Source organism: Methylobacterium sp. P3_A11, from assembly GCF_056403155.1.
This window is the reverse complement of sequence record NZ_JBFUGA010000062.1, coordinates 1-24,905: the sequence shown is the minus strand read 5'-3', so window position 1 is coordinate 24,905 and position 24,905 is coordinate 1. Positions and strand designations below refer to the sequence as shown.

Annotated in this window: 20 protein-coding genes and 1 tRNA gene; 2 read left to right on the top strand and 19 right to left on the bottom strand. The window is 68.9% G+C overall.

All coding sequences use genetic code 11. The annotated features are described in order from the left end of the window. Nucleotides 1-9 precede the first annotated feature (9 nt). On the bottom strand, nucleotides 10-792 hold the full coding sequence (locus tag AC1DXK_RS19235; RefSeq protein WP_457107698.1) for an enoyl-CoA hydratase-related protein: 783 nt from the start codon (nucleotides 790-792) through the stop codon (nucleotides 10-12). A 10-nt stretch (nucleotides 793-802) separates the two neighbouring features. Next, nucleotides 803-2,542 (bottom strand): acyl-CoA dehydrogenase family protein, encoded by a 1,740-nt coding sequence (locus tag AC1DXK_RS19230; RefSeq protein WP_457107697.1) that lies wholly within the window; start codon nucleotides 2,540-2,542, stop codon nucleotides 803-805. Between the two features lie 137 nt (nucleotides 2,543-2,679). Between AC1DXK_RS19230 and AC1DXK_RS19225 the strand changes: the two genes are divergently transcribed. Continuing rightward, nucleotides 2,680-3,678: an L-threonylcarbamoyladenylate synthase gene (locus tag AC1DXK_RS19225; protein ID WP_457107696.1), complete on the top strand. Its 999-nt coding sequence runs from the start codon at nucleotides 2,680-2,682 to the stop codon at nucleotides 3,676-3,678. A gap of 134 nt (nucleotides 3,679-3,812) precedes the next feature. On the opposite strand, the gene wrbA is transcribed toward AC1DXK_RS19225, so the two are convergent. Further along, the gene (gene wrbA, locus AC1DXK_RS19220; RefSeq protein ID WP_457107695.1) at nucleotides 3,813-4,415 is read right to left on the bottom strand and encodes an NAD(P)H:quinone oxidoreductase; all 603 of its coding nucleotides are present in this window, start codon (nucleotides 4,413-4,415) and stop codon (nucleotides 3,813-3,815) included. A 131-nt stretch (nucleotides 4,416-4,546) separates the two neighbouring features. Between wrbA and AC1DXK_RS19215 the strand changes: the two genes are divergently transcribed. Next, nucleotides 4,547-5,419: a LysR family transcriptional regulator gene (locus tag AC1DXK_RS19215; RefSeq protein ID WP_457107694.1), complete on the top strand. Its 873-nt coding sequence runs from the start codon at nucleotides 4,547-4,549 to the stop codon at nucleotides 5,417-5,419. A 5-nt stretch (nucleotides 5,420-5,424) separates the two neighbouring features. Here the strand turns inward: AC1DXK_RS19215 and greA are convergent, their stop codons facing one another. The 16 genes from greA to AC1DXK_RS19135 all read right to left on the bottom strand — a co-directional run. Beyond that, nucleotides 5,425-5,898: a transcription elongation factor GreA gene (gene greA, locus AC1DXK_RS19210; RefSeq protein WP_457107693.1), complete on the bottom strand. Its 474-nt coding sequence runs from the start codon at nucleotides 5,896-5,898 to the stop codon at nucleotides 5,425-5,427. Between the two features lie 184 nt (nucleotides 5,899-6,082). After that, nucleotides 6,083-7,069, bottom strand: a complete 987-nt coding sequence (gene acuI / locus AC1DXK_RS19205; protein WP_477298691.1) for an acrylyl-CoA reductase (NADPH) — start codon at nucleotides 7,067-7,069, stop codon at nucleotides 6,083-6,085. Between the two features lie 66 nt (nucleotides 7,070-7,135). After that, a complete protein-coding gene (locus AC1DXK_RS19200; RefSeq protein ID WP_457107691.1) occupies nucleotides 7,136-7,732 on the bottom strand; it encodes a hypothetical protein in 597 nt (198 codons plus the stop codon). Nucleotides 7,733-7,944: 212 nt separating this feature from the next. Then, the gene (locus tag AC1DXK_RS19195) at nucleotides 7,945-9,042 is read right to left on the bottom strand and encodes a cell wall hydrolase (protein WP_457107714.1); all 1,098 of its coding nucleotides are present in this window, start codon (nucleotides 9,040-9,042) and stop codon (nucleotides 7,945-7,947) included. A gap of 411 nt (nucleotides 9,043-9,453) precedes the next feature. Beyond that, a complete protein-coding gene (gene rpoC / locus AC1DXK_RS19190) occupies nucleotides 9,454-13,662 on the bottom strand; it encodes a DNA-directed RNA polymerase subunit beta' (RefSeq protein ID WP_477298689.1) in 4,209 nt (1,402 codons plus the stop codon). A 174-nt stretch (nucleotides 13,663-13,836) separates the two neighbouring features. Then, nucleotides 13,837-17,961, bottom strand: a complete 4,125-nt coding sequence (rpoB, locus tag AC1DXK_RS19185; RefSeq protein WP_457107689.1) for a DNA-directed RNA polymerase subunit beta — start codon at nucleotides 17,959-17,961, stop codon at nucleotides 13,837-13,839. A 249-nt stretch (nucleotides 17,962-18,210) separates the two neighbouring features. Further along, the gene (rplL, locus tag AC1DXK_RS19180; RefSeq protein ID WP_007566046.1) at nucleotides 18,211-18,588 is read right to left on the bottom strand and encodes a 50S ribosomal protein L7/L12; all 378 of its coding nucleotides are present in this window, start codon (nucleotides 18,586-18,588) and stop codon (nucleotides 18,211-18,213) included. Between the two features lie 49 nt (nucleotides 18,589-18,637). After that, entirely contained in the window at nucleotides 18,638-19,156 is a 519-nt protein-coding gene (gene rplJ, locus AC1DXK_RS19175; protein ID WP_050735285.1) for a 50S ribosomal protein L10, read from the bottom strand. A 535-nt stretch (nucleotides 19,157-19,691) separates the two neighbouring features. Next, the gene (locus AC1DXK_RS19170) at nucleotides 19,692-21,335 is read right to left on the bottom strand and encodes a B12-binding domain-containing radical SAM protein (protein WP_457107688.1); all 1,644 of its coding nucleotides are present in this window, start codon (nucleotides 21,333-21,335) and stop codon (nucleotides 19,692-19,694) included. Nucleotides 21,336-21,573: 238 nt separating this feature from the next. Next, a complete protein-coding gene (locus AC1DXK_RS19165) occupies nucleotides 21,574-21,867 on the bottom strand; it encodes a GIY-YIG nuclease family protein (protein ID WP_457107687.1) in 294 nt (97 codons plus the stop codon). A 76-nt stretch (nucleotides 21,868-21,943) separates the two neighbouring features. Continuing rightward, nucleotides 21,944-22,642: a 50S ribosomal protein L1 gene (gene rplA / locus AC1DXK_RS19160; RefSeq protein ID WP_192711268.1), complete on the bottom strand. Its 699-nt coding sequence runs from the start codon at nucleotides 22,640-22,642 to the stop codon at nucleotides 21,944-21,946. 11 nt (nucleotides 22,643-22,653) lie between these two features. Further along, nucleotides 22,654-23,103 carry a 50S ribosomal protein L11 gene (gene rplK, locus AC1DXK_RS19155; protein ID WP_043348285.1) on the bottom strand — a complete coding sequence of 150 codons (450 nt, stop codon included), beginning with the start codon at nucleotides 23,101-23,103 and terminating at the stop codon, nucleotides 22,654-22,656. Nucleotides 23,104-23,320: 217 nt separating this feature from the next. Further along, nucleotides 23,321-23,854 (bottom strand): transcription termination/antitermination protein NusG, encoded by a 534-nt coding sequence (gene nusG, locus AC1DXK_RS19150; protein WP_012320778.1) that lies wholly within the window; start codon nucleotides 23,852-23,854, stop codon nucleotides 23,321-23,323. Nucleotides 23,855-23,927: 73 nt separating this feature from the next. Beyond that, nucleotides 23,928-24,224, bottom strand: a complete 297-nt coding sequence (gene secE, locus AC1DXK_RS19145; protein ID WP_457107686.1) for a preprotein translocase subunit SecE — start codon at nucleotides 24,222-24,224, stop codon at nucleotides 23,928-23,930. A 182-nt stretch (nucleotides 24,225-24,406) separates the two neighbouring features. Beyond that, a tRNA-Trp gene (locus tag AC1DXK_RS19140) sits at nucleotides 24,407-24,483 on the bottom strand. A 269-nt stretch (nucleotides 24,484-24,752) separates the two neighbouring features. Continuing rightward, on the bottom strand, nucleotides 24,753-24,905 hold a 153-nt coding region (locus AC1DXK_RS19135; protein WP_477298701.1), incomplete at its 5' end, for an EF-Tu C-terminal domain-related protein.

Below are 24,905 nucleotides of genomic sequence, written 5' to 3'. Positions count from 1 at the left end.
CGGGCGGGCTCACGCCGAGGACGCGGGCTTCGACCGCGACAGGAAGGCGGCGAGCCGCTCCTGGGATTCGGGCGAGCGCAGCTGCGCGTCGAAGGCCTTGGCCTCCGCCTCCAGGGCCGCCTCGACCTGCGCCTGATCGCCCCGGATCAGCGCCCGGGACGCCGTCAGCGCCCCGCGCGGAAGGGCGGCCAGCCGGGTCGCCTGGGCGATGGCCTGCTCCACCAGCATGTCGGCCGGCAGCACCGCGTTGACGAGGCCGAGGGCCTGCGCCTCGTCGGCCTCGAGCGGTCGCGACAGGAGCAGCAGCTCGGTCGCCTTGAGCCGGCCGACCCGCAGGGGCAGCAGGTAGCTCGACGCCGCCTCCGGCACGAGGCCAAGTTCGACGAAGGGCATGCGCAGCCGGGCCGCCGGGCTCGCGTAGACGAGGTCGCAGTGCAGGCAGAGCGTCGCGCCGATGCCCACCGCGATCCCGTCGACAGCCGCCACCATCGGGGTGCGGGTGCGGGCCAGCTGGCGGATGAAGGCCAGCGCCGGCGAGGCGCTGAACCCGTTCCCGGCCTTGTCACCGGACGACCGGCCCATGAAGTCGGCGAGGTCGTTGCCGGCACTGAACATGCCGGGCTGGCCCGCGAAGACTACGGCGCCGATCCGGTCCGACGCGTCGGCCTCCCCCAGCGCTTCGCGCATGGCCTCGTACATCGCGCCGGTGAGCGCGTTCTTCTTCTCCGGGCGGTTCAGGGTGATCAGGCGGACGCCGCCCGGGAGATCGTCGATCGCGACGGTGTCGGCCATGATCCGCTCCTCAAACCGCCAGCGCCAGGGCGGCGTCGTCCGTGAAGGCGCCACCCGCCACGACGGTCTGCTCCAGGCCGCCGGCCGCGGTCAGCAGGTTCTCGGCGTAGAACCGGGCCAGGGCGATGCGAGCGGCCTGCGCCGGATCGGTCGCGCCGGCCCTCAGGGCGGCGCTCGCGGCCAGGGCGCTGCGGGCGAGGCAGGCGCCCCCGAGCGTCAGGCCGAACAGGCGCAGATACGGCGTCGCACCGGCCAGCGCCGCCTCGGGGCGGTTCGAGGTCAGCGCGGCGAGCTGGTGGCTCGTCGCCCGGTCGAGGCTGCCGATCCCGTCGCGCAGCCGCGCCGCCATGTGGCCGAAGGCGGGATCGCCGGCCTTGAGCAGCCCCTCCGCGGCCCGGCGCATCCAGGCGATCTGCGACCGGACCGTGCCCCCGCCGTTCAGCGGCAGCTTGCGGGCGGTGAGGTCGATCGCCTGGATCCCGTTGGTGCCCTCGTAGATGCCGAGGATGCGGGCGTCGCGCATGAGCTGCGCCGCGCCCGTCTCCTCCACGAAGCCCATGCCGCCATGGACCTGCACGCCCAGCGAGGTCACCTCGTTGGCGAGGTCCGTCGCGAAGGCCTTCGCCACCGGGGTCAGCAGGGAGGCGCGGTCCAGGGCGGGCTGCCCCTCCGGCCCCTTCGACGCGTCAAGGGCCGCGGCGGTGAGGTAGCAGATGGCGCGGGCGGCCGCCGTGAACGCCTTCATGGTGAGCAGCATCCGCTGGACGTCCGGATGCGCCACGATCGGGCTCGTCGCCTCGGCGGCCCCGACAGCCCGGCCCTGGCGGCGCTCCTGGGCGTAGGCMAGCGCCCGCTGGGTCGCCGCCTCGGCGACCCCGACCCCCTGCAGGCCGACGCCGAGCCGCGCCGCGTTCATCATCGTGAACATGCAGGCGAGGCCCTTGTTCTCCTGGCCGATCAGCCAGCCGGTGGCGCCGCCGTTGTCGCCGAACGCCATCGAGCAGGTCGGCGAGGCGTGGATGCCGAGCTTGTGCTCGATGCCGGAGCAGCGCAGGTCGTTGCGGGTGCCGTCCGGCAGCACCTTCGGCACCAGGAACAGGGAGATGCCCCGCGTGCCGGCGGGCGCGTCGGGCAGCCGGGCCAGGACGAGGTGGACGATGTTGTCGGCGAGATCGTGCTCGCCGTAGGTGATGTAGATCTTGTTGCCGGTGATCCGGTAGGTGCCGTCCCCCGCCGGGACGGCCCGGGTCCGCAGCAGGGCGAGGTCGGAGCCCGCCTGGGGCTCGGTGAGGTTCATGGTGGCGGGCCATTCGCCCGAGACCAGCTTGGCGAGGTAGCGCGCCTTCAGGTCGTCCGAGCCATGGGCCGCCAGCGCCTCGATGCCGCCCTGGGTGAGCAGCGGGCAGAGGCCGAAGGCGAGGTTGGCGCCGTTCCACATCTCGGTGCAGGCGGCCTCGACCAGCTTCGGCAGGCCCTGGCCGCCATGGTCGGCCTCGGCCGAGAGCCCGTTCCAGCCGCCCTCCGTGAAGGTGCGATAGGCCTCCCGCCAGCCGGGCGGCGTCGTGACCCGCCCGTCGGCGAACGGGGTGCCGTGCCGGTCGCCGAGGCGGTTGAGCGGCGCGATCACGCCGGCGGCGATCCGCCCGGCCTCGGTCAGGATCGCCTCGGCGTCGTCGGGATCGACCGCGTCGAGCCCGGCCACGTGCCGGAGGGTGAAGAGCATCTCGGGGACCGGGGCGCGGTAACTCATACGATCCTCCCGTGTTGCGGCCCGCCCGCGCGTTCGAACCGGGGCGGGTTTGACCGCGCCCGCGCACCGGCGCTAGGGCGGGGTGAGGATAGGCGCGCGCGGCTTGCGCCGCCATGACCTCGGAGACGGCTTCCCGCATGAATGATCCCGGGTCAACGGCCCCGGCGGCGACCCGGCGGCTCCACCCCGACGCGGCCGGGATCGCGGAGGCCGCCGCGCTCCTGCGGACGGGACGGCTCGTGGCATTCCCCACCGAGACGGTCTACGGGCTCGGGGCGGATGCCACCGACGCCGCCGCGGTGGCGGGCATCTTCGCCGCCAAGGGGCGGCCGCGCTTCAACCCGCTGATCTCGCATCTGGCGGATGCGGAGGCGGCCCTGGCGGAGGGGGTCTTCGACGCGCAGGCGCGGCGCCTCGCGGAGGCCTTCTGGCCCGGCCCCCTGACCCTGGTCGTTCCGGCGCATCCGGGCACGCGGGTCTGCGACCTCGCCCGCGCCGGCCTGCCGAGCCTCGCCCTGCGGGTACCGGCGCATCCGCTCGCGCAGGCCCTTCTCGCGGAGGCCGGCCGGCCGGTGGCGGCGCCCTCGGCCAACCGCTCGGGGCGGGTCAGCCCGACCCGGGCCACCCACGTCCTCGACGATCTTGCAGGCCGGATCGCCGCGGTGCTCGACGGCGGCGACACGCCGGTGGGCGTCGAGTCGACGGTGGTGGCCTGCCTCGGCGGCACGCCGCGGGTGCTGCGGCCCGGCGGCATCACGCGGGCGGCGCTGCGGGCGGTGCTCGGCCAGGACCCCGCGGCTCCGGACGCGGCGGAGGCCGACCAGCCGGCGAGCCCCGGCATGCTCGCCTCGCATTACGCGCCGCGGGCGCGGGTGCGCCTGGACGCGGTGCGGATCGAGCCCGGCGAGGCGGTGCTGCTGTTCGGGGCCGGGCGTCCGGCCGGTCACGAAACCGCGCGGGCCAGTCTCAACCTGAGTCCGGCGGGCGATCCCGCGGAGGCGGCGGCCCGGCTGTTCGGTGCCCTGCGCGATCTCGACGCGTCGGGGGCCGAGACCATCGCGGTCGCGCCGATCCCCGAGGCAGGCCTTGGCGAGGCGATCCGCGACCGCCTCGTCCGGGCCGCCGCGCCCCGCTGACGGCGCAGAATTTTTCGCCGGCAGCGGAACAGACTTCGCGCTGGTCCGTTTATTGATCACGAAGGCCTTCTCAGCCCCCAAATGGCCTTTTCCCTTCCAGGCTCGGAGCAATCCGAGCCTTTTTTCTTGGCTCCTCAGTCCCGCGCCAGCTTGGCGGCGATTCCCGCCACGTGACGGCCCTGGAAGCGGGCGCCCTCCAGCTCGATGGCGCTGGGCTGACGGGACCCGTCGCCGTCCGCGATCGTGCTGGCGCCGTAGGGCGTGTTGCCCTTGACCGCCTCGACACCCGCCTGACCCTGGAAGCTGTAGGGCAGGCCGACCACCACCATGCCGTGGTGGAACAGCACCGTGTGGAAGCTCGTCAGCGTCGTCTCCTGGCCGCCGTGCTGCGAGGCCGTGGAGGTGAAGACCGAGCCGACCTTGCCGACCAGCGCGCCCTTCATCCAGAGGCCGCCGGTCTGATCGATGAACTGCTTCATCTGCGAGGCCATGTTGCCGTAGCGGGTCGGCGTTCCGAAGATGATGGCGTCGTACTGCGCCAGCTCGTCGACGGTGGCGATCGGCGCCGCCTGATCGAGCTTGAAGTGGCTCTGGCGGGCCACCTCCTCCGGCACCAGCTCCGGCACGCGCTTCACGGCGACCTCGGCCCCCGTCTCGCGGGCGCCCTCGGCGACGGCATACGCCATCTGCTCCACGTGTCCGTAGGTCGAGTAGTACAGCACCAGAACCTTGGCCATGGGGTGGTTTCTCCTGCGTGTCGGACGGCCGGTTCATCGGCCGGCGGAAAGCTCCTCCATCGCGCATCCGGCGTCTTGCAAGAATGCCCCGCCGTGCAAGAGTGCTCTTGCACAGATGCAAGGATCCAGGCGTGGCACTCGACTGGGACGCGTTCCGCTTCGTGAAGGCCGTGGCCGAACGCGGCGGCCTGACCGCGGCCGCGAAGGACCTGGGGATCAACCACTCGACGGCGTTCCGGCGCCTCGCCGCCTTGGAGGCGACGCTCGACACGCGCCTGTTCGAGCGGCTGCGCACGGGCTACGTGCCGACGGCCGCCGGACAGGCGATGATCGCGGCGGCCGGGCGGATCGAGGCGGACGTGACGCGCTTCGCCCGCGTGGTGGCCGGTCAGGGCGAGAACCCGTCCGGCGAATTGCGGGTGACCGCGCCGGCGGGCTTCGCCGCAGAGCTGCTGATGCCGATGCTCGCGAGCTTCACGGAGCGGTACCCTGACATTCGGATCGAGCTCATCCTCGCCGAGGCGACGCTCAACCTCTCACGCCGGGATGCCGACGTGGCGATCCGGATCAGCCGGGAGCCGAGCGAGACGCTGGTCGGGCGGCGTCTCGCCCTCACGGCGTGGGGGATCTATGGCCGCGCGGATCGCACCTATGGCGACCTCGCCCGGGAGGCCTGGATCAGTCCAGGCCCCCTGGTGGCGGGGGGCTCGTTCACGCGGTTCGTGGAGGCGCGGGTGACGCCCGACCGCGTCCGCCTGCGGATCAACGCGGTGCTGGGACTGGAGGCGGCGGTCGAGGCCGGTCTCGGCATCGGGCCGCTTCCCTGCTTCACAGCCGACACCAACCCGGCGCTGCGCCGCCTGTCCGGACCGCATCCGGAGCTGGGGGCGGACCTCTGGATCCTGACGCATCCCGACCTGCGTCACGCGGCACGGGTCCGGGCTTTCATGGAGCATGTCGCAGAGGCGCTCGTGCCCCTGAGGCCGCGCTTCGAGGGCCGCTGACCGCCTCAGCGGATCTCGACCACCTCGACGTCGTGACCGTTCACCTCGACCACGTCGCCCACGGTCTTGCCGGTGATCGCCCGGGCCAGGGGGGCTACGTAGGAGATCGAGCCCTTGTGCGGGTCCGCCTCGTCCTCGCCGACGATCCGGAACGTCTGCCGGGTCTCCTTCCCGGACTCGTCCTCGCGGACCACCGTGACGGTGGCGCCGAACTGAACGGTGTCACCGCTCTTGGGCTCCACCAGCTGCGCGGTGTTCTTCCGGGCGGCCCAGTAGCGCAGGTCGCGTCCGATACGGGAATCCTCCGCCTTGTCGGCGGGATCCAGGGAGGCGACCTCCTTCTCCAGACGCGCGACCTCGGCCTCGATCTGCGCGAGGCCCTCCGGCGTGACGAAGTTGGTGTGGGGTGAGATCGGCCGATCCGGCAGGTTCTCGAATGCTTCCCCGCCTTCGGGCTCTTTGACGAATGCAACGCTCATAAAGGCATCTACAGCGAAAGCACGGCAATGGTTCCCGCGCGGTCGAGAAAGAGGCCCGGCCCGTGGCCCCGACCCGCGGTCCTGGCCCCAAAACCCCGTCGCCCATCCCATCGGACACCGGATCGAGCCCTCGCCGGGCGCGGGACGCGACCGCGCAGGCCCGGACGACGCCCTGAAAGCCGCCCTACCCGACCTCCACCACGGTCCGCCCCCGGACCTTGCCGGCCAGGATGTCGTCGCCCATCCGGCCGACCTCCTCCAGGCGGACCTTGCGCGTCATGGCGGCGAGCTTGTCGAGATCGAGGTCCCGGGCGAGGCGCGCCCAGGCCTCGCGGCGCTTCTTCTGCGGGGTGGTGACGCTGTTGATGCCGAGCAGCGAGACGCCGCGGAGGATGAAAGGCGCCACCKAGGTCGGAAGGTCCATGCCCTGCGCCAGTCCGCAGGCGGCGACGGCGCCGTCGGCCTTGGTCATGGCCAGCACGTTGGCGAGCGTCGTGGAGCCGACCGCGTCGACCCCCGCGGCCCAGCGCTCCTTGCCGAGCGGCTTGCCGGGTTTCGACAATTCGGCCCGGTCGAGGATCTCGGCGGCGCCGAGGCCCTTCAGGTAGTCGGATTCGCCGTCCCGGCCCGTGGAGGCGATCACGTGCCAGCCCGCCCGCGCGAGGAGCGCCACGGCGACCGAGCCGACGCCGCCCGAGGCGCCGGTGACGATGACCGGGCCGTGCTCCGGCTTCACGCCGTGGGCCTCGAGAGCCATGCAGCACAGCATCGCCGTGTACCCGGCGGTGCCCACCGCCATGGCCTGCTCGGCCGTCAATCCCTGCGGCAAGGGCACCAGCCAGTCGCCCTTCACCCGGGCGCGCTGGGCGTAGGCGCCGAGATGCGTCTCGCCGACACCCCAGCCCGTGAGCACGACCGTGTCGCCCGGCTTGTATTCGGGATGGTCCGACGTCTCCACGATCCCCGAGAAATCGATGCCGGGGATCATGGGAAAGCGCCGCACCACCGGCGAGGCGCCGGTGAGCGCGAGGCCGTCCTTGTAGTTCAGGGTCGAGTGCGTCACCCGCACGGTGACGTCGCCGTCCATCAGGTCGGCGTCGTCGAAATCCCGGAAGGCCAGGCTCTGGCCGCCCTCGGTCTTCTCGACCACCCAGGCCTTGAACGTTCCCATCGTCACCTCCCGTGTTGTGCGGTGAGGTGTCGCCGGGACGTCCGGAATCAAGCCTCCGGGATCGGATCAGTAACCCTCGTACCGGCTGCCCGTGTAGAAGCCGAGACCGACGCCGACATCCGAGGAACTGGCCCCGGTGATGCCGACCGCGTCCGGGATCGAGCCGACCAGCGGGCCGCCATAGGCGGCGGACCGGTAGCCGTAGCCGCCCCCATAGCCGCCGCCGACCGGCACCCAGCCGGCACGGGCGGGCGCCACGAGGACCCGCCGGCTGACGCTGGCGTATTCCGGGGGGATCGTCTCGGGGATCGACTGCGCCGGACGGACCAGCACGGTCCGGGTGCGCACGGCGAAGCGCGGCGGCGTGGTGACCCAGCATCCGATCAGTTCGCCGCCGGGACCGCGGCTCGTCTGCCAGAACCGCCCGCCCGGCGAGACCATCACGCGCTCCGACACCGTGTCGTAGACCGGCGGCGCGGTGCGGTAGACCGTCCGGGGCGGGCGCACCAGCACGTTCTCCTGCACGGTGTCGTAGACCGGCGGCGTGACGACGTGGCGGTAGCATTCGGAGCCGTAGCAGCCGCCGGCCTGGGCGGGTGCCGCGAGGAGAACGCCGCCGAGGGTGGCGGCAAGGAGAGCGGTGCGAGCGGCCGGCGCGGTCATGGACATCCTCTGATACGCATTACTACGAGAAGCGGCGCGCAGGCGGCGCTCGTCTCGACGTACCAGAGGCCAGACTCGTTGCCTGGCGCGCAAGCATTATCAGAATCGAAGGTAAAATTAACCCTTGGTTTCGACTGCTTAGTCGTCGCCTACCTAGGTAGAATTGTTTAGATCTTCGACAGGCACTCTTATGAAGCCCGATCCGTCCCGGGTCAGGTCTGCCCGGCGCGGAGCTGGTAGAAGATGTGGCGGCCGATCACGTCCATCTTGCGCAGGCGGCGCGCCCAGCCCGGACGGACGTAGTCGGCGTGGTAGTGGGTCGCGGCGCCGACCTCGGCGAGGTAGGTCCGGCCCTCGATCACCGAGCGGGCGATGCGGGTCGCCGATTCCCAGGCGCCGGCATCGGTGATGCGCAGGGACTTGCCCTCGCAGGCGAAGGAGAACTGGCAGCCCATGTAATGGTGCCGGTTCTGGTAGACGACGCCGCAGACGCTCGCCGGGTAGAGACCGCTCTTCACGCGGTTGAGCACCACCTGGGCGACGGCGGCCTGGCCCGCCTCGGGCTCGCTCCGGGCCTCGAAATAGACCGCCTCGGAGAGGCAGCGCTGCTCCTTGTCGAGGGCGTTCGGGTCGATCAGGTCGGCGTAGCGCCGGCGCGCATCCTCGGGCACCGGCTGGGCGCTGTCCGGGCGCTCGGTGCGGATCGCGAAATCGGGCAGCGCGAGGCTCGCGGCGGCGATCTCGACGGGGATCGCGTCCGCGGGCGCCGGCGTCGTGGAGGACAGGGCGATGGCGCGGGGCACCGGCGGGGTCGAGCCGTCGAAGCGCTCGGGACCGCCATCCTCGGTGAGGTCGGCCGTACCCTCCCCCGTGGAGGCGGCGGTGCCGGCGCCGGTGGTGAGGCCGAGATCAGGCACGGGGACGAAGGCGGCCTCCGGCTCGGAATCCGGATCCCAGACCGCGGCTCCCTGCGTCAGCACGCCGGTGACGCTGCCGGTGACGTCGCCGAACACCAGGGCGCCCCCGGGCTCCCGCAGGTTGGCGGCCCGGCGGGCGAAGCTCTCGGCCGGGGGCCGTGCCGGGTTGCCCTTGCCCCCCCGCTGGACCACCGGGAAGACGTGCGCGCCGGTCTTGAACACCGCCTGGGGCGGCTCGCCGCCGAGGCGGCGCAGGGCGGATCCGATCAGCAGGGTGCCGGGCGGCAGGGGCGGAACGGTCTCGGCATCGATCACCCCGAGCCGGCTCGCACCGATGGCGTTCTCCGTGCCGGCATCGGCCGTGAACGACACCAGCAGGCCGAACCCGACCATCCAGGGCGTTAGGGCCGCCGAGAGCCAGCGCAGGCTCGATTCCCGTCCTCGTCTCGTGCCCACGACGCCAGACCCGCACTCACGCACCCGAACCGGCCCGATCCTCCCCGTTTCCAGGGTGTTTCTGCGGCCGCCCGGGATTTATCGCGCGGCATGGTTGAGCCGCCGTTAAGGCCGGGTGGTTGCGCGTGTCTCGATACGGTCTCGGGTTGAACGCTGCGGCTGACGCCTCCCGCTCCGTCATCACGAGCGGAGCGAAGTGAACCAGGGCAGCGGGACGTCAGCAAGCATGGCGCCGCCCTGGGTTGCTTCGCTGCGCTCGCAAAGACGGCCGCGTTGACAGGGGCACGCCACAACAGAAAAGGGCGGCCCGGAGGCCGCCCTCTCCCATCACGAACCTGCCGCTAGCCCTTATTCGGCGGCAGGCGGAAGCTCCTCGACCGGCATCGCGCCGCTCTCGGTCTGCTTCTGCTGCAGGATCATCGCGTCGCGGCGGCGAGCGATGGAGCGGATATCCGCCACCATCGAGCCGGTGCCGGCCGGGATCAGCGACCCGACGATCACGTTCTCCTTCAGGCCTTCCAGGGTGTCGACCTTGCCGTTGACCGCCGCCTCGGTGAGGACGCGGGTGGTCTCCTGGAACGAGGCCGCCGAGATGAACGACTTCGTCTGCAGCGACGCCTTGGTGATGCCGAGCAGGACCGGAACGCCCTGGATGGGCTTCTTGCCCTCGGCGAGCAACTTCTCATTGAAGTCGGTCAGCTCGGTCCGGTCGATCTGGTCACCCGAGAGGATGTCCGAGTCGCCGCCATCGGTCACCTCGACCTTCTGCAGCATCTGACGGACGATCACCTCGATGTGCTTGTCGTTGATCGACACGCCCTGCAGCCGGTAGACCTCCTGGATCTCGTTGACGAGGTAGGCCGCGAGTTCCTCCACGCCCTTGATCGCCAGGATATCGTGCGGAGCGGGGTTTCCGTCGACGATGTAATCGCCGAGCTCGACCACGTCCCCGTCCTGCAGGTGGATGTGCTTGCCCTTCGGGATCAGGTACTCGACCGCCTCCGAACCGTCATGCGGCGTCAGCGTGAGCCGGCGCTTGTTCTTGTAGTCGCGGCCGAACGCGATGGTGCCCGACTTCTCGGCGATGATCGCCGCGTCCTTCGGGCGCCGGGCCTCGAACAGTTCCGCCACCCGCGGCAGACCGCCGGTGATGTCGCGGGTCTTGGCCGAGTCGGTCGAGACGCGGGCCAGGATGTCGCCGGCATTGACCTTCGCGCCCGGATCGAAGCCGATGATGGCATCGACCGGCAGGAAGTAGCGGGCGTCCGAGCCGCGCGGCAGCTTGAGCGCCTTGCCCTCCCGATCGACCACGACCATCGCGGGCTTCAGGTCCGACGTCCGGGCCGAGCCGCGCCAGTCGACGACGACGCGCTTGGCGATGCCGGTCGACTCGTCGGTGGTCTCGGTCATCGACTGGCCATCGACCAGATCCTCGTAGGCCACGATGCCGTCGACCTCGGTGAGGATCGGACGGGTGTAGGGATCCCACTCGGCGATCCGCTGCCCGCGCTTGATCTTGTCACCCTCATCGACCCGGAGCTTGGCGCCGTATTGCAGGCGGTGGACCGCCCGCTCGACCCCGTCCGACCCGACGACCACCACCGCCACGTTGCGGCCGGTCGCGATCAGGTCCCCGTCCGAGTTCTTGGCGATGGCCCGGTTGCGGATCTTGATCGTGCCCTCGAAGCTCGACTCGATGAACGACGAGTCGGCGATCTGGGCCGCACCGCCGATGTGGAAGGTGCGCATCGTGAGCTGCGTGCCCGGCTCGCCGATCGACTGCGCCGCGATGACGCCGACGGCCTCGCCCATGTTGACGGGCGTGCCGCGGGCGAGGTCGCGCCCGTAGCAGGTGGCGCAGACGCCGCTCTTGGTGGCGCAGACCAGCACCGAGCGGATCTTCACCTCCTGGATGCCGGCGGCGTTGATCGCCGGCAGGTGCCGCTCCTCGATGGTCTCGCCGGTCTTGACGATCACCGTACCATCGGCCGCCACGAGATCCTCGGCCGTGGCGCGGCCCAGGATGCGGGTGGCCAGCGTCGCCACGACCTGGCCGGCATCCACGATGGCGCGCATCTTGATGCCGTTGGTCGTGCCGCAATCCACCTCGCGGATCACGGCGTCCTGGGCCACGTCGACGAGGCGGCGGGTCAGGTAACCGGAGTTGGCGGTCTTCAGGGCGGTGTCGGCCAGGCCCTTACGGGCACCGTGCGTGGAGTTGAAGTACTCCAGAACGTCCAGGCCTTCCTTGAAGTTCGAGATGATCGGGGTCTCGATGATCTCGCCCGACGGCTTGGCCATGAGGCCGCGCATCGCCGCGAGCTGCTTCATCTGGGCGGGCGAGCCACGGGCGCCGGAGTGGCTCATCATGTAGATCGAGTTGATCTGCTTGTCGGCGCCGTTCTCGTCCTTCTGGACCGCGGAGATGCGGCCCATCATCTCGGCGGCCAGCTTGTCCGAGCACTTGGCCCAGGCATCGACCACCTTGTTGTACTTCTCGCCCTGGGTGATCAGGCCGTCGTTGTACTGCTGCTCGTAGTCCTTCACGAGCGCGCGGGTGGTGTCGACGATCGACCACTTGTTGTCCGGCACGACCATGTCGTCCTTGCCGAACGAGATGCCGGCCTTGAACGCGTGGTTGAAGCCGAGCGCCATGATCCGATCACAGAAGATCACCGACTCCTTCTGACCGCAGTGGCGGTAGACGGTGTCGATCATCGCCGAGATCTCCTTCTTGGTCATCAGCTTGTTGACGACTTCGAAGGGCACCTTGGCGTGCTTCGGCAGGGCGCCGGACAGGATCACCCGCCCCGGCGTGGTCTCGTAGGTCTTGGTCAGGGGCTGATTGTCCGGACCGATGCCGGTCCAGCGCCACTTGATCTTGGTGTGCAGCGACACGGCCTTGGCGGCGAGGGCGTGCTCCAGCTCGCCCATATCGCCGTAGACGCCCTGCATCGGGTTCTTGGCGTTGTCCGCCTTGAACTCGCCCGGCATGCCCTCGGCCACGATCGACAGGTAGTAGAGGCCGAGCACGATGTCCTGGCTGGGCACGATGATCGGCTGGCCGTTGGCCGGATGCAGGATGTTGTTGGTCGACATCATCAGGACGCGCGCTTCCAGCTGCGCCTCGAGCGACAGCGGGACGTGCACGGCCATCTGGTCGCCGTCGAAGTCAGCGTTGAACGCGGCGCAGACCAGCGGGTGCAGCTGGATCGCCTTGCCCTCGATCAGCTTCGGCTCGAAGGCCTGGATGCCGAGGCGGTGGAGCGTCGGCGCGCGGTTCAGCATCACCGGGTGCTCGCGGATCACCTCATCGAGGATGTCCCAGACCTCCGGCTTCTCCTTCTCGACGAGCTTCTTGGCCTGCTTGACGGTAGCCGAGAAGCCCTTGGCGTCGAGGCGCGCGTAGATGAACGGCTTGAACAGCTCCAGCGCCATCTTCTTGGGCAGGCCGCACTGGTGCAGCTTCAGCTCCGGACCGACCACGATCACCGAGCGGCCCGAGTAGTCGACGCGCTTGCCGAGCAGGTTCTGGCGGAACCGGCCCTGCTTGCCCTTCAGCATGTCGGCGAGCGACTTCAGCGGGCGCTTGTTTGCACCCGTGATGACGCGGCCGCGGCGGCCGTTGTCGAACAGCGCGTCGACCGCCTCCTGCAGCATCCGCTTCTCGTTGCGGATGATGATGTCGGGGGCGCGCAGCTCGATCAGCCGCTTCAGGCGATTGTTGCGGTTGATGACGCGGCGATACAGGTCGTTCAGGTCGGAGGTCGCGAAGCGGCCGCCATCCAGGGGGACCAGCGGGCGCAGGTCCGGCGGGATCACCGGCACGACCGTGAGGATCATCCATTCCGGCTTGTTGCCGGACATCTGGAAGGCCTCGATGATCTTGAGCCGCTTCAGGAGCTTCTTGGGCTTCAGCTCCGATGTCGTGACCGCGATCTCCTCGCGCAGATCGTTGGCGATCTTGTCGAGGTCGAGCTCCTGCAGGATGCGCCGGATGGCCTCGGCGCCGATCATGGCGGTGAAGCTATCCTCGCCGTACTCCTCTTGGGCGCGCAGGTACTCCTCCTCCGACAGGAGCTGACGCTCCTTCAGGGGGGTGAGGCCCGGCTCGATGACGCAGTACGACTCGAAGTACARGATCCGCTCGAGGTCCTTGAGCGCCATGTCGAGCAGCAGGCCGATGCGGCTCGGCAGTGACTTCAGGAACCAGATGTGCGCGACGGGGGCGGCCAGCTCGATGTGGCCCATGYGGTCGCGCCGGACGCGCGCGAGGGTGACCTCGACGCCGCACTTCTCGCAGATGACGCCCTTGTACTTCATGCGCTTGTACTTGCCGCACAAGCACTCGTAGTCCTTGATCGGTCCGAAGATCCGCGCGCAGAACAGGCCGTCGCGCTCGGGCTTGAAGGTCCGGTAGTTGATGGTCTCGGGCTTCTTGATCTCGCCGTACGACCAGGAGAGGATCTTCTCCGGGGACGAGATCGAGATCTTGATCTGATCGAAGCTGACCGGCGTGGCCTGCTGGTTGAAAAGGTTCATGACCTCTTGGTTCATGATCCGCTCCTTGTTGACGCCGGCAACCCTGCGCCCGGGCCACCGCGTCCTGAAAAAGATCCGGCGCCGCGCCCCGCGCGGGCGCTGCTCACCGTCGTCGTAGCCGGGAGGCCCCTCCCCTCCCCGCTCGACCGTGGCGGCCCGAAGCCGCCACGGGAGGTGTGGTTCTCAGATCTACTCGGCCGCGTCGGCCGGCGGCTCGAGCTGGTCGTTGGCCGCCTTCTTGGAGGAGGTGAGCTCGACGTTGAGGCCGAGCGAGCGCATCTCCTTGACGAGCACGTTGAACGACTCGGGGATACCGGCCTCGAAGGTGTCGTCGCCGCGGACGATCGCCTCGTAGACCTTGGTGCGGCCGGCCACGTCGTCCGACTTCACCGTGAGCATCTCCTGCAGCGTGTAGGCCGCGCCGTAGGCCTCCAGCGCCCAGACCTCCATCTCGCCGAAGCGCTGACCGCCGAACTGCGCCTTGCCGCCCAGCGGCTGCTGGGTGACGAGCGAGTACGGGCCGATCGACCGGGCGTGGATCTTGTCGTCCACGAGGTGGTGGAGCTTCAGCATGTAGATGTAGCCCATCGTCACCTTGCGGTCGAAGGGCTCGCCGGTGCGCCCGTCGTAGAGCGTCGACTGCGCCGAGCGGTCGAGCCCGGCCATCTCCAGCATCTGCTCGATGTCGGCCTCCTTGGCGCCGTTGAACACCGGGGTGGCCATCGGCACGCCGCGGCGGACGTTGTTGCCGGCCTCGGCCAGCTCCTCGTCCGTCAGGCCGTCGAGCTCGCCCGGGGAGTAGATCGCCGTCATCTCCTCCCGCAGCGGCGCGATATCGTGCGACTTCAGATAGGCATCCACCGCCTTCGACACCTTGCGACCCAGGCCCGCAGCCGCCCAGCCGAGGTGCGTCTCCAGGATCTGACCGACGTTCATGCGCGAGGGCACGCCCAGTGGGTTGAGCACGATGTCGGCATGCGTCCCGTCCTCCAGGAACGGCATGTCCTCGATCGGCACAATCCGCGACACGACGCCCTTGTTGCCGTGACGGCCGGCCATCTTGTCGCCAGGCTGGATCTTGCGCTTCACCGCCACGAAGACCTTGACCATCTTCATGACGCCGGGGGGCAGCTCGTCGCCGCGCTGCAGCTTCTCGACCTTGTCGAGGAAGCGCTGCTCCAGGCGCTTCTTCGACTCGTCGTACTGCTTCTGCATCGCCTCCATCTCGGTCATGAGACGGTCCTCGATGACGGCGAACTGCCACCATTGCGAGCGCGGGTAGTCGTTGATCAGCTCGCGGGTGAGCGTGGTGTCCTTCCGGAAGCCCTTCGGGCCGGCCACCGGCGCCTGGCCGATCAGCACGTCCGCCAGACGGGCGTAGGTGTTGCGGTCGAGGATCGCCTGCTCGTCGTCGCGGTCCTTGGCGAGCCGCTCGATCTCCTCGCGCTCGATCGCCTGGGCGCGCTCGTCCTTGTCGACGCCGTGGCGATTGAACACCCGGACCTCGACGATCGTGCCGGTGACGCCCGGCGGCACCCGCAGCGAGGTGTCGCGCACGTCCGAGGCCTTCTCGCCGAAGATGGCGCGGAGCAGCTTCTCCTCCGGCGTCATCGGGCTCTCGCCCTTCGGGGTGATCTTGCCGACGAGGATGTCGCCGGCATTCACCTCGGCACCGATGTAGACGATGCCGGCCTCGTCGAGGTTCTTGAGCGCTTCTTCCGAGACGTTCGGGATGTCGCGGGTGATCTCTTCCGGCCCGAGCTTGGTGTCGCGGGCCATCACCTCGAACTCCTCGATGTGGATCGAGGTGAACACGTCATCCTTCACGATCCGCTCGGAGAGCAGGATCGAGTCCTCGAAGTTGTAGCCGTTCCACGGCATGAACGCGACGAGCACGTTCCGGCCGAGCGCCAGCTCACCGAACTCTGTCGAGGGACCGTCGGCGATGATCTCGCCCTTCTTCACGAACTCGCCGACGCGGACCAGCGGCTTCTGCGTGATGCAGGTCGACTGGTTGGAGCGCTGGAACTTCTGAAGACGGTAGATGTCGACGCCCGGCTTAGTCGCATCCGCCTCTTCCGTGGCGCGGATGACGATACGGGTCGCGTCGACCTGATCGATGATGCCGGCCCGGCGGGCCGCGATGGCGGCGCCGGAATCGCGGGCGACCACAGCCTCCATGCCGGTGCCCACGAACGGGGCGTCGGCGCGGACAAGCGGCACCGCCTGGCGCTGCATGTTCGAGCCCATGAGCGCGCGGTTGGCGTCGTCGTTCTCGAGGAAGGGGATCAAAGCCGCGGCGACCGAGACGAGCTGCTTCGGCGACACGTCCATGAGGTCGACGCGCTCAGGACCCACGACGATCACTTCGCCCGCGCGACGGCAGACCACGAGGTCCTCCGTGAGCTTGCGGTTCTCGTCCATCTGGGCGTTGGCCTGGGCGACGTAGTACTTCGCCTCCTCCATGGCCGAGAGATAGGCGACCTCGTCGGTGACCACGCCGTCGCGCACGCGGCGGAACGGGGTCTCGATGAAGCCGTACTTGTTGACCCGCGCGAAGGTGGCGAGGGAGTTGATCAGGCCGATGTTCGGGCCTTCCGGCGTCTCGATCGGGCAGATGCGGCCGTAATGCGTCGGGTGCACGTCGCGCACCTCGAAGCCGGCGCGCTCGCGGGTCAGACCGCCCGGGCCGAGGGCCGAGAGGCGGCGCTTGTGCGTCACCTCGGAGAGCGGGTTGGTCTGGTCCATGAACTGCGACAGCTGCGACGAGCCGAAGAACTCGCGCACGGCGGCGGCCGCGGGCTTCGCGTTGATCAGGTCCTGCGGCATCACCGTGTCGATATCGACCTGGCTCATGCGCTCGCGGATGGCACGCTCCATGCGCAGGAGGCCCAGACGGTACTGGTTCTCCATGAGCTCGCCCACCGAGCGGACGCGGCGGTTGCCGAGGTGGTCGATGTCGTCGACCTCGCCCTTGCCGTCGCGCAGCTCCACGAGCGCCTTGACCACCGCCAGCATGTCCTCCTTGCGCAGCGTGCGCACGGTGTCGGCGGCGTCGAGGTCGAGGCGCATGTTCATCTTCACGCGGCCGACCGCCGAGAGGTCGTAGCGCTCGGAATCGAAGAACAGCGAGTGGAACATCGCCTCGGCGGTGTCGAGGGTCGGCGGCTCGCCCGGGCGCATGACCCGGTAGATGTCGAACAGCGCACCCTCGCGGCCGGAATTCTTGTCCACCGCCAGGGTGTTGCGGATGTAGGGACCGACATTGACGTGGTCGATGTCGAGTACCGGCAGCTCGGTGATGCCGACATCCTCCAGGCTCTTCAGGAGCTTGTCAGTGATCTCCTCACCGGCCTCGGCCCAGATCTCGCCGGTGTGGGCGTTGACCAGATCCTCGGCGATGTACTGGCCGACGAGATCCTCGTCGGTCGCCTTGAGGAACTTGGTCCCCTTCTCGGTGATCTGGCGGGCGTTGCGGGCGTTGAGCTTCTTGCCGGCCTCGAGCACGACCTCGCCGGAATCGGCGTCGATCAGGTCGACCGTGGCCTTCATGCCCTTCATGCGCTCGGCATCGAACGGCACGCGCCAGTCGGCGCCGTCCCGGTCGTAGGCGACGCGGTTGTAGAAGGTCGACAGGATCTCCTCGCCGTCGAGGCCCAGCGCGTAGAGCAGCGACGTCGCCGGCAGCTTGCGCTTCCGGTCGATGCGGACGTGCACGATGTCCTTGGCGTCGAACTCGACGTCGAGCCAGGAGCCCCGGTACGGGATGATGCGGGCGGCGAACAGGAGCTTGCCCGACGAGTGGGTCTTGCCCTTGTCGTGGTCGAAGAACACGCCCGGCGAGCGGTGCATCTGCGAGACGATGACGCGCTCGGTGCCGTTGACGATGAAGGTGCCGTTCTCCGTCATCAGGGGCATGTCGCCCATGTAGACGTCCTGCTCCTTGATGTCCTTGACCGACTTGGCCTGGGTGTCGGGATCGACATCGAACACGATGAGGCGGAGCGTGACCTTCAGCGGCGCCGCGAAGGTGATGCCGCGCTGGCGGCACTCGTCCACGTCGTACTTGGGCGCCTCGAAGGTGTAGCGCACGAATTCCAGGAGGGCCGTGGAGGCGAAGTCGGAGATCGGGAAGACCGACTTGAACACGCTCTGCAGCCCCTCGTCGCCGCGCCCGCCTTCGGGCTCGTCGACCATCAGGAACTGGTCGTAGGACGCCTTCTGAACCTCGATGAGGTTCGGCATCTCGGCAACTTCCTTGATCTTGCCGAAGAACTTCCGAATGCGCTTGCGACCGACCAGCGTGTTGGCCATGTGACCTCGCTCCTACCCGCGTGCCTCGCGCCCGGGGAAGCGCTCCCGTGAAGGGGCCTCCCGCGCCGGGCCGTGACGCGCGCCCCGCCGAGCCGCGCCACCGAACCGAATCTCTCTCAATCGGCCCCGCCCGGGACCGTCCGCCGAAGCGGCCTAAAGCCCGCGGGCGCAGCACCCGCGGGCTCCAGTCACGACAGGCCCGAGACGGGCCTGCGTGGGGTGATGGGCCGGGGCCGGCCCATCGTCGACTTACTTGAGCTCGACCTTGGCGCCGGCCTTCTCGAGCTGGGCCTTGAGCTTCTCGGCCTCGTCCTTGGCGACGCCTTCCTTGACCGGCTTCGGCGCGCCCTCGACGAGGTCCTTGGCTTCCTTGAGGCCGAGGCCGGTGATCGCGCGGACCTCCTTGATGACCTCGATCTTCTTGTCGCCGGCGGCGGCGAGGACGACCGTGAACTCGGTCTGCTCCTCGACGGCGGCCGCGGCGCCACCGGCAGCCGGACCGGCGGCGACGGCGACGGCAGCGGCGGCCGAGACGCCCCACTTCTCTTCGAGCATCTTGGCCAGGTCAGCGGCCTCGAGCACGGTCAGCGAGGACAAGTCGTCGACGAGCTTGGCAAGATCAGCCATTTTGAATTCCTCTCAGATATCGGTTCGAACGGGTGGTTTTTGAAGGGCCTCAGGCGGCCTCGTCCTTGGTGGCATAGGCCCCGAACACGCGGGCGAGCTTCGCCGCCGGCGCATTGACGACCTGAGCGATCTTCGTCGCGGGCGCCTGCACGAGGCCCACGATCTTGGCGCGCAGTTCGTCGAGGGACGGGAGCGAGGCGAGGGCCTTCACGCCGTCCGGGTTCAGGGTTGTCGTGCCCATCGCGCCGCCGAGAATCACGAGCTTGTCGTTCGTCTTGGCGAAATCCACCGCGACCTTGGCGGCTGCGACCGGATCGCCCGAATAGGCGAGCAGGGTCGGGCCCTTCAGGAGCGGCTTGATGGAGGCGACGTCCGTACCATCGAGTGCGATGCCGGCGAGGCTGTTCTTGGCGACCTTCACGGTGGCGCCGGCCTGCTTCATCTGCGAGCGCAGCTTCTGCATGTCGGCGACCGTGAGGCCCTTGTAGTGGGCCACGACGACGACGGCGCTCTGATTGAACACGCCGTTGAGCGTCGAGACGAGGTCAGCTTTAGCTGTCCGGTCCACTGGGCTCTCTCCGGTTGGCGGGACCCGGAATCGGGCCCGCCGGTTGCACATGCCGCCCGGACGTGGTCTCGGCCTTCGAAAGACCGGGAACGTCCGAACGACGCTTCGCGGCCCTGTCCCCGCACGTACCCTTGAGGGGCCGCTTCGGGTGAGTTGGTTCAAACCGATACCCCTCCGCGGCCTGGGCCGTGGCGAGGCGTTTCGAATTCGGTCTTCCCCGTCTGTGCAGGCTGGTGGATTAAGCCGGCGAACCGGCACCTGCAGTCTCGGACAGGACATGGCCGGACGAGGCTCCGCGGGGCGTGGTGCCCTCTGGATCCTGCCGGCCAGTGCCACCCGGTTGCCCGGGCGACATTTCGAGCGGAAACCGGCCAATCGGCCGTTTCCTTCCGTAAGGATGAAATGCGTGAGGCGCGGTGTATAGAGCCTAGCAAGCCGCCTGCCAAGGGCCGAAGCGCGACTTTTCCGCCGCAGGCAAGGGCTAGCGGAGGAGCCTTGCCGCGATTGCATCGCTCGGCGGGTCGTCGGATCCAGGCTACGCCGCCTCGCGCTCGGGGACCAGCTTGCGCCGGGCCGCCTCCCACCAGCTCCGGTCGCGGGCCGCCTTCGCCTCCGCGGCCTTGGCGGCATAGAAAGAGGCGTTGTGCTCGCCGCGCAGGGCCTCGCGGGTGAAGCGGATCAGGTGGTGGGCCACGAAGCCCATGTTGAACACCGCCTCGATCTGCCCCCGCTTCAGCGCGTAGCCGGCCGCGCTCCAGAACGGCTTGCGGTAGTCGGAGAAGATTCCGACCCGGGTGATGATATTGAAGCCGAGGATCAACCCGCGCCGCAAGTTGGTGAAGGTCAGCTTGCCGGCGGGCGGCGTGGTGATCCGGTTCGGATAGGTCACCGCGCACTGGTGCTTGAAGCGCTCGAAGATCTTGTCCGGCTCGTAGGCATGCGCGATCGCCCGGCGCCAGCTCTTCACCACCGAATCGTGCGGGCGCTTGAACAGGACGTTCGACTCCAGGCTGGCATCGTGGAGGAGCCGGCCCTCACGCTCCAGCCGGTCCCAGAGCGGGGTCTTGGGCAGGGCCTGGAGCAGGTTGATGGTCAGCACCGGGATCGCCGACCGGTCGATGAAGTCGATCAGGTTCTGCTCGGACTTGTCGGTGTCGGAGTCGAGGCCCAGGATGATGCCCGAGGTCACCTCGAGCCCGTAGGAGTTGAGGGTCTCGATCGCCTCGTACATCGGCACGGCCGCGTTGTGGGTCTTGTCGATGCCCTTGAGGGCTTCTGCCTCCGGCGTCTCGATGCCGACGAACACCGTCATGAAGTTCGCCTGCCGCATCAGCTCGAGGATCTCGGGCTGCTTGGCCATGTTCAGCGTCGCCTCGCAGGCGAACTGGAGCGGGTAGTTGTTCTTCTTCTGCCAGGCCACGAGGTGCGGCAGCATCTCGCGGGTCGCCTTGCGGTTGGCGATGAAGTTGTCGTCGACGAAGTAGACCACCGCCGGGTGGCCCGGCTGGCTGATGATGGCGTCGAGTTCGGCGCACATCTGCTCGGGGCTCTTCAGCCGCGGCTGGCGGCCATAGAGCTGCGGGATGTCGCAGAATTCGCACCGATAGGGGCAGCCCGAGGAGAATTGCAGGGAGCCGATCAGGTAGCGCTTGAGCGGCGCCGCCTCGTAGGCCGGGGCCGGGAAATCCGCCAGCGCGAGGCGGTCCTTCGTCTCCAGCAGCACCTGGGCGGGCGGCGGGGTCAGGTCGGCGTCGAGGCGCGCGACGAGCTGGTCGGTGGCATCGCCGATCTCGCCGACATGGAGGTAGTCGAAATCGCCGTACTTCTCCGGGGCGCCGGAGACCGAGGGGCCGCCCAGCACCGTCACCTTGCCGGCCGCGCGGGCGCGGTCGCGGATGTCGTGGATCTGCGGTTCCTGGATGTGCATCCCGGAGACGAACACCGCATCGGCCCAGGCGAAGTCGGCCGGGCTCGCACGGCGGATATTCTCATCGATGAACCGGCATTCCCACGCATCCGGCATATAGGCCGCGATCAGCAGCAGCCCCTGGGGCGGCATGAACGCCTTCACCCCGCCCATCAGCGGGTAGGCGTGGGAGAACGTCCCGAAGGACGGCGTGTAGGCGGGGAAGACGCACAGGATGCGTCGCTTGGAGGTGACCGTCAGGGTGCATCGCATGGTGGCCTATCTAGCACAGCCGCGCGCGTTGGCGCCCCCCTCTGGGGTTGAGAAAGGCGTGAGGAAGAGTGGTGCTGCTTGGCGGCGATTCTTGTGCTGGGTCCCGGGTCGCATTCCGCTGGCGCTGCATGCGCCCGGGAAAGGGTAGACGTTTCATCCTGCACCACCCCTTTCCCGGACAGGTGGAGCGAAGCGGAACCTGATCCGGGACCCAGCACACGACGCGCCGCGCAGTGGCTCATCGGCTCAGATCATCATACAGATCCCGCCACACCGGATTGAATTCCTCGATCAGCGCGAGCTTCCAAGCCCGTCGCCACCGCTTGATCGCATATTCCCGCACCCGCGCATCGATGATCCGCGGGTAAGCCTCATACCAGACCAGCATGGTCACACCGTAATCCCGGGTGAAGCCCGGCATGACGCCCGTGCGGTGTTCCCAAACGCGCCGCGCGAGATCCGTGGTCGAGCCCGTGTACAGCGTCCCATTTCGCCGACTCGCGAGCATGTAGACGTGGGAAATTCGCTCCATCGCCGCCCCGCCACGGAAAAAAAACGCCCGGCCGTTTCCGGCCGGGCGCTCCGCAGCGTGGACTATGAGCCTTGCCTCAGGCGGTCAGGACCGTGTTCGGCTCGACCTTCACGCCCGGGCCCATCGTCGAGGTGACGGCGATGCGCTGGACGTAGGTGCCCTTGGCGCCCGCGGGCTTCGCCTTGGCGACGGCGTCCGCGAAGGCCTTGATGTTCTCGACGAGCTTGTCGGCGTCGAACGAGACCTTGCCGACGCCGGCATGGACGATACCGGCCTTCTCGACGCGAAACTCCACCGAGCCGCCCTTGGCGCCGGCGACGGCGCCCTTCACGTCCATGGTGACGGTGCCGACCTTCGGGTTCGGCATCAGGCCGCGCGGACCCAGCACCTTACCGAGACGGCCGACCAGCGGCATCATGTCGGGGGTCGCGATGCAGCGATCGAAGTCGATCTTGCCGCTCTGCACGATCTCCAGGAGATCCTCGGCGCCGACGATGTCGGCACCCGCGGCCTTGGCGTCGTCCGCCTTGGCGCCGCGGGCGAAGACCGCGACCCGGACCGTCCGGCCGGAGCCGTTCGGCAGATTGCAGACGCCGCGGACCATCTGGTCGGCGTGACGGGGGTCGACGCCGAGATTCATCGAGACCTCGACGGTCTCGTCGAACTTCGCGGTCGCCCGCTCCTTCACCAGCTTGATCGCCTCGTCGAGGGGATAGAGCTTGGTGACCTCGATGCCCTCGCGGGCGGCGCGGATGCGCTTGCCTTCCTTAGCCATGATGTCCTCCCTCAGGCCGTGACTTCGAGGCCCATGGCCCGGGCAGAGCCGCGGATCATGGCGACGGCCGACTCGATCGAGTCGCAGTTGAGGTCGGGCATCTTCTTCTCGGCGATCTCGCGGAGCTGCGCCTCGGAGATCTTGCCGACGGTCGGACCCTTGCCCGGGGTCTTGGAGCCGGAGGCCGGCTTCTTGCCGAGCTTCAGGCCGACGGCCTTCTTCAGGAAGAAGGTGACCGGGGGCTGCTTCATCTCGAAGGTGAAGGAGCGATCCTGATACGCGGTGATGATCACCGGGATCGGGGTGCCCTTCTCCATCTGCGCGGTCTTCGCGTTGAAGGCCTTGCAGAATTCCATGATGTTAAGGCCGCGCTGACCGAGCGCGGGACCGATCGGCGGCGACGGGTTCGCCGCGCCGGCCGGGACCTGAAGCTTCACGTAGCCCGTGATCTTCTTCGCCATGGGACTGCTCCCAATGAGGATCCGCCCCCACGCGGCCTGAAGCGCGGCGGGTCGGACGGTTGCAGGTCGCGGTGCGAGCCGTGGATCCCGGAGGCGAGGCCGGGCGGATCTCCCGCGGATGATGCCGCCTCCTTAAGAGGAGACGGCAAACGCGCGGCCGCCGCTCAGCGACGGCCGGAAGGACGGGGCGGCTTCAGCACCGCCAAATTCAAGAGGCTCAGGCCTTCTCGACCTGGGCGTATTCCAGCTCCACCGGAGTCGCGCGGCCGAAGATCGACACGGCCACCTTGAGGCGGGAGCGAGCATCGTCGATCTCCTCGACGGTGCCGTTGAAGCTAGCGAACGGGCCGTCGGCGACCCGGACGGTCTCGCCGATCTCGAAGGAGATCGAGGGCTTGGGCCGGTCGACACCCTCGGCCACCTGGCCCTTGATGCGCTCGGCCTCGGCATCGGGGATCGGCACCGGCTTCGACTTGTCGGCGCCGAGGAAGCCCGTGACCTTCGGGGTGTTCTTGATGAGGTGGTAGACCTCGTCGGTGAGGTCGCACTTCACCAGGACGTAGCCGGGGAAGAACTTGCGCTCGGCATCGACCTTCCGGCCACGGCGCACCTCCACGACCTTCTCGGTCGGGACCATCACCTCGTCGAACAGCTCGGTCAGCCCGCGCTGGGCCGCCTGATCCTTGATGGACTGGGCGACCTTGTTCTCGAAGTTCGAGTAGGCGTGGACGATGTACCAGCGCTTCGACACGGTTCCGTTCAACTCCGAAAAGTCCGCGGGGGGCTCCCCCATCGGCGGCGAGCCGCCCTCACACACCCAGAATTCAGACGCCCAGGATCAGGCCGACCAGGAAGCGCAGGGCCTGGTCCACCACCGTGAAGAACAGGCTCGCGGCGACGACCATCACGAAGACCATGATCGTGGTGATGGTGGTCTCCCGGCGGCTCGGCCACGTGACCTTGCGGGCCTCGTCGCGGACCTGCGCGAAGAACTCGCCCGGCGTGGCGCGCTTCTGCGGCGCCCGGGACGGCGTCGCCGGACGGGCCGGCGGCGGATTCACGGGACCGCGGGCTGCGCCGCGCACCAGGTCCACCTTCTTGGTCGCTTCGTTCGATGCCATGGCGCCAGTGTCTGTGCGTGTTCGGCCCCGAGGCAGAGACCGCATCCGGGAATGCGAATGTCGGCGCCGAGGACCCGGATGGGCCCGCACCGACGGTCGCTTCAGATCTCGGATTGCGCCCGCTCTAGCGCAACTCCCCCGGCTTGTCGACCGGGCCGGCGCTCGGGATCGGGCTGAATGTCTGGCAGGAGTGGAGGGACTCGAACCCGCAACCTCCGGTTTTGGAGACCGGCGCTCTGACCAGTTGAGCTACACTCCTAGCGCACCGCCCAATGCCCCATCGCGGCCCGGCTTGCAAGGGGGCGCGTGACCGATTCGAGGCGGCCGGCGCCGGATCGAATTCCGAGGAGCTTCAGGCGCGAGGAAACAGGGGCGGCGAGGCGGATCCGGTTTGGCATCGAGCCCGGCAGGCGCCGCGCAGCGACTCCGGGTGGAAATCGTCGCCGACACGACAACGCCGGCCCCCGTCGAGACGGAGACCGGCGCCGAAGAGGCGGAGCGGCAGGGCGCGCCGCTCCGGACCGGATCTCAATCGTTGATGGCGGCGACGACGCCGGCACCGACGGTGCGGCCGCCCTCGCGGATGGCGAAGCGCAGCTTCTCCTCCATGGCCACCGGCACGATCAGCGCCACGTCCATGGTCACGTTGTCGCCTGGCATCACCATCTCGGTGCCCTCCGG

Bases quoted from the DNA above. Each gene is read 5' to 3' on its own strand.
- AC1DXK_RS19235 (WP_457107698.1), bottom strand. From the start codon at position 792: ATGGCCGACACCGTCGCGATCGACGATCTCCCGGGCGGCGTCCGCCTG.
- AC1DXK_RS19225 (WP_457107696.1), top strand. From the start codon at position 2,680: ATGAATGATCCCGGGTCAACGGCCCCGGCGGCGACCCGGCGGCTCCAC.
- wrbA (WP_457107695.1), bottom strand. From the start codon at position 4,415: ATGGCCAAGGTTCTGGTGCTGTACTACTCGACCTACGGACACGTGGAG.
- greA (WP_457107693.1), bottom strand. From the start codon at position 5,898: ATGAGCGTTGCATTCGTCAAAGAGCCCGAAGGCGGGGAAGCATTCGAG.
- AC1DXK_RS19200 (WP_457107691.1), bottom strand. From the start codon at position 7,732: ATGACCGCGCCGGCCGCTCGCACCGCTCTCCTTGCCGCCACCCTCGGC.
- AC1DXK_RS19195 (WP_457107714.1), bottom strand. From the start codon at position 9,042: ATGGTCGGGTTCGGCCTGCTGGTGTCGTTCACGGCCGATGCCGGCACG.
- rpoB (WP_457107689.1), bottom strand. From the start codon at position 17,961: ATGGCCAACACGCTGGTCGGTCGCAAGCGCATTCGGAAGTTCTTCGGC.
- rplL (WP_007566046.1), bottom strand. From the start codon at position 18,588: ATGGCTGATCTTGCCAAGCTCGTCGACGACTTGTCCTCGCTGACCGTG.
- AC1DXK_RS19170 (WP_457107688.1), bottom strand. From the start codon at position 21,335: ATGCGATGCACCCTGACGGTCACCTCCAAGCGACGCATCCTGTGCGTC.
- AC1DXK_RS19165 (WP_457107687.1), bottom strand. From the start codon at position 21,867: ATGGAGCGAATTTCCCACGTCTACATGCTCGCGAGTCGGCGAAATGGG.
- rplA (WP_192711268.1), bottom strand. From the start codon at position 22,642: ATGGCTAAGGAAGGCAAGCGCATCCGCGCCGCCCGCGAGGGCATCGAG.
- rplK (WP_043348285.1), bottom strand. From the start codon at position 23,103: ATGGCGAAGAAGATCACGGGCTACGTGAAGCTTCAGGTCCCGGCCGGC.
- secE (WP_457107686.1), bottom strand. From the start codon at position 24,224: ATGGCATCGAACGAAGCGACCAAGAAGGTGGACCTGGTGCGCGGCGCA.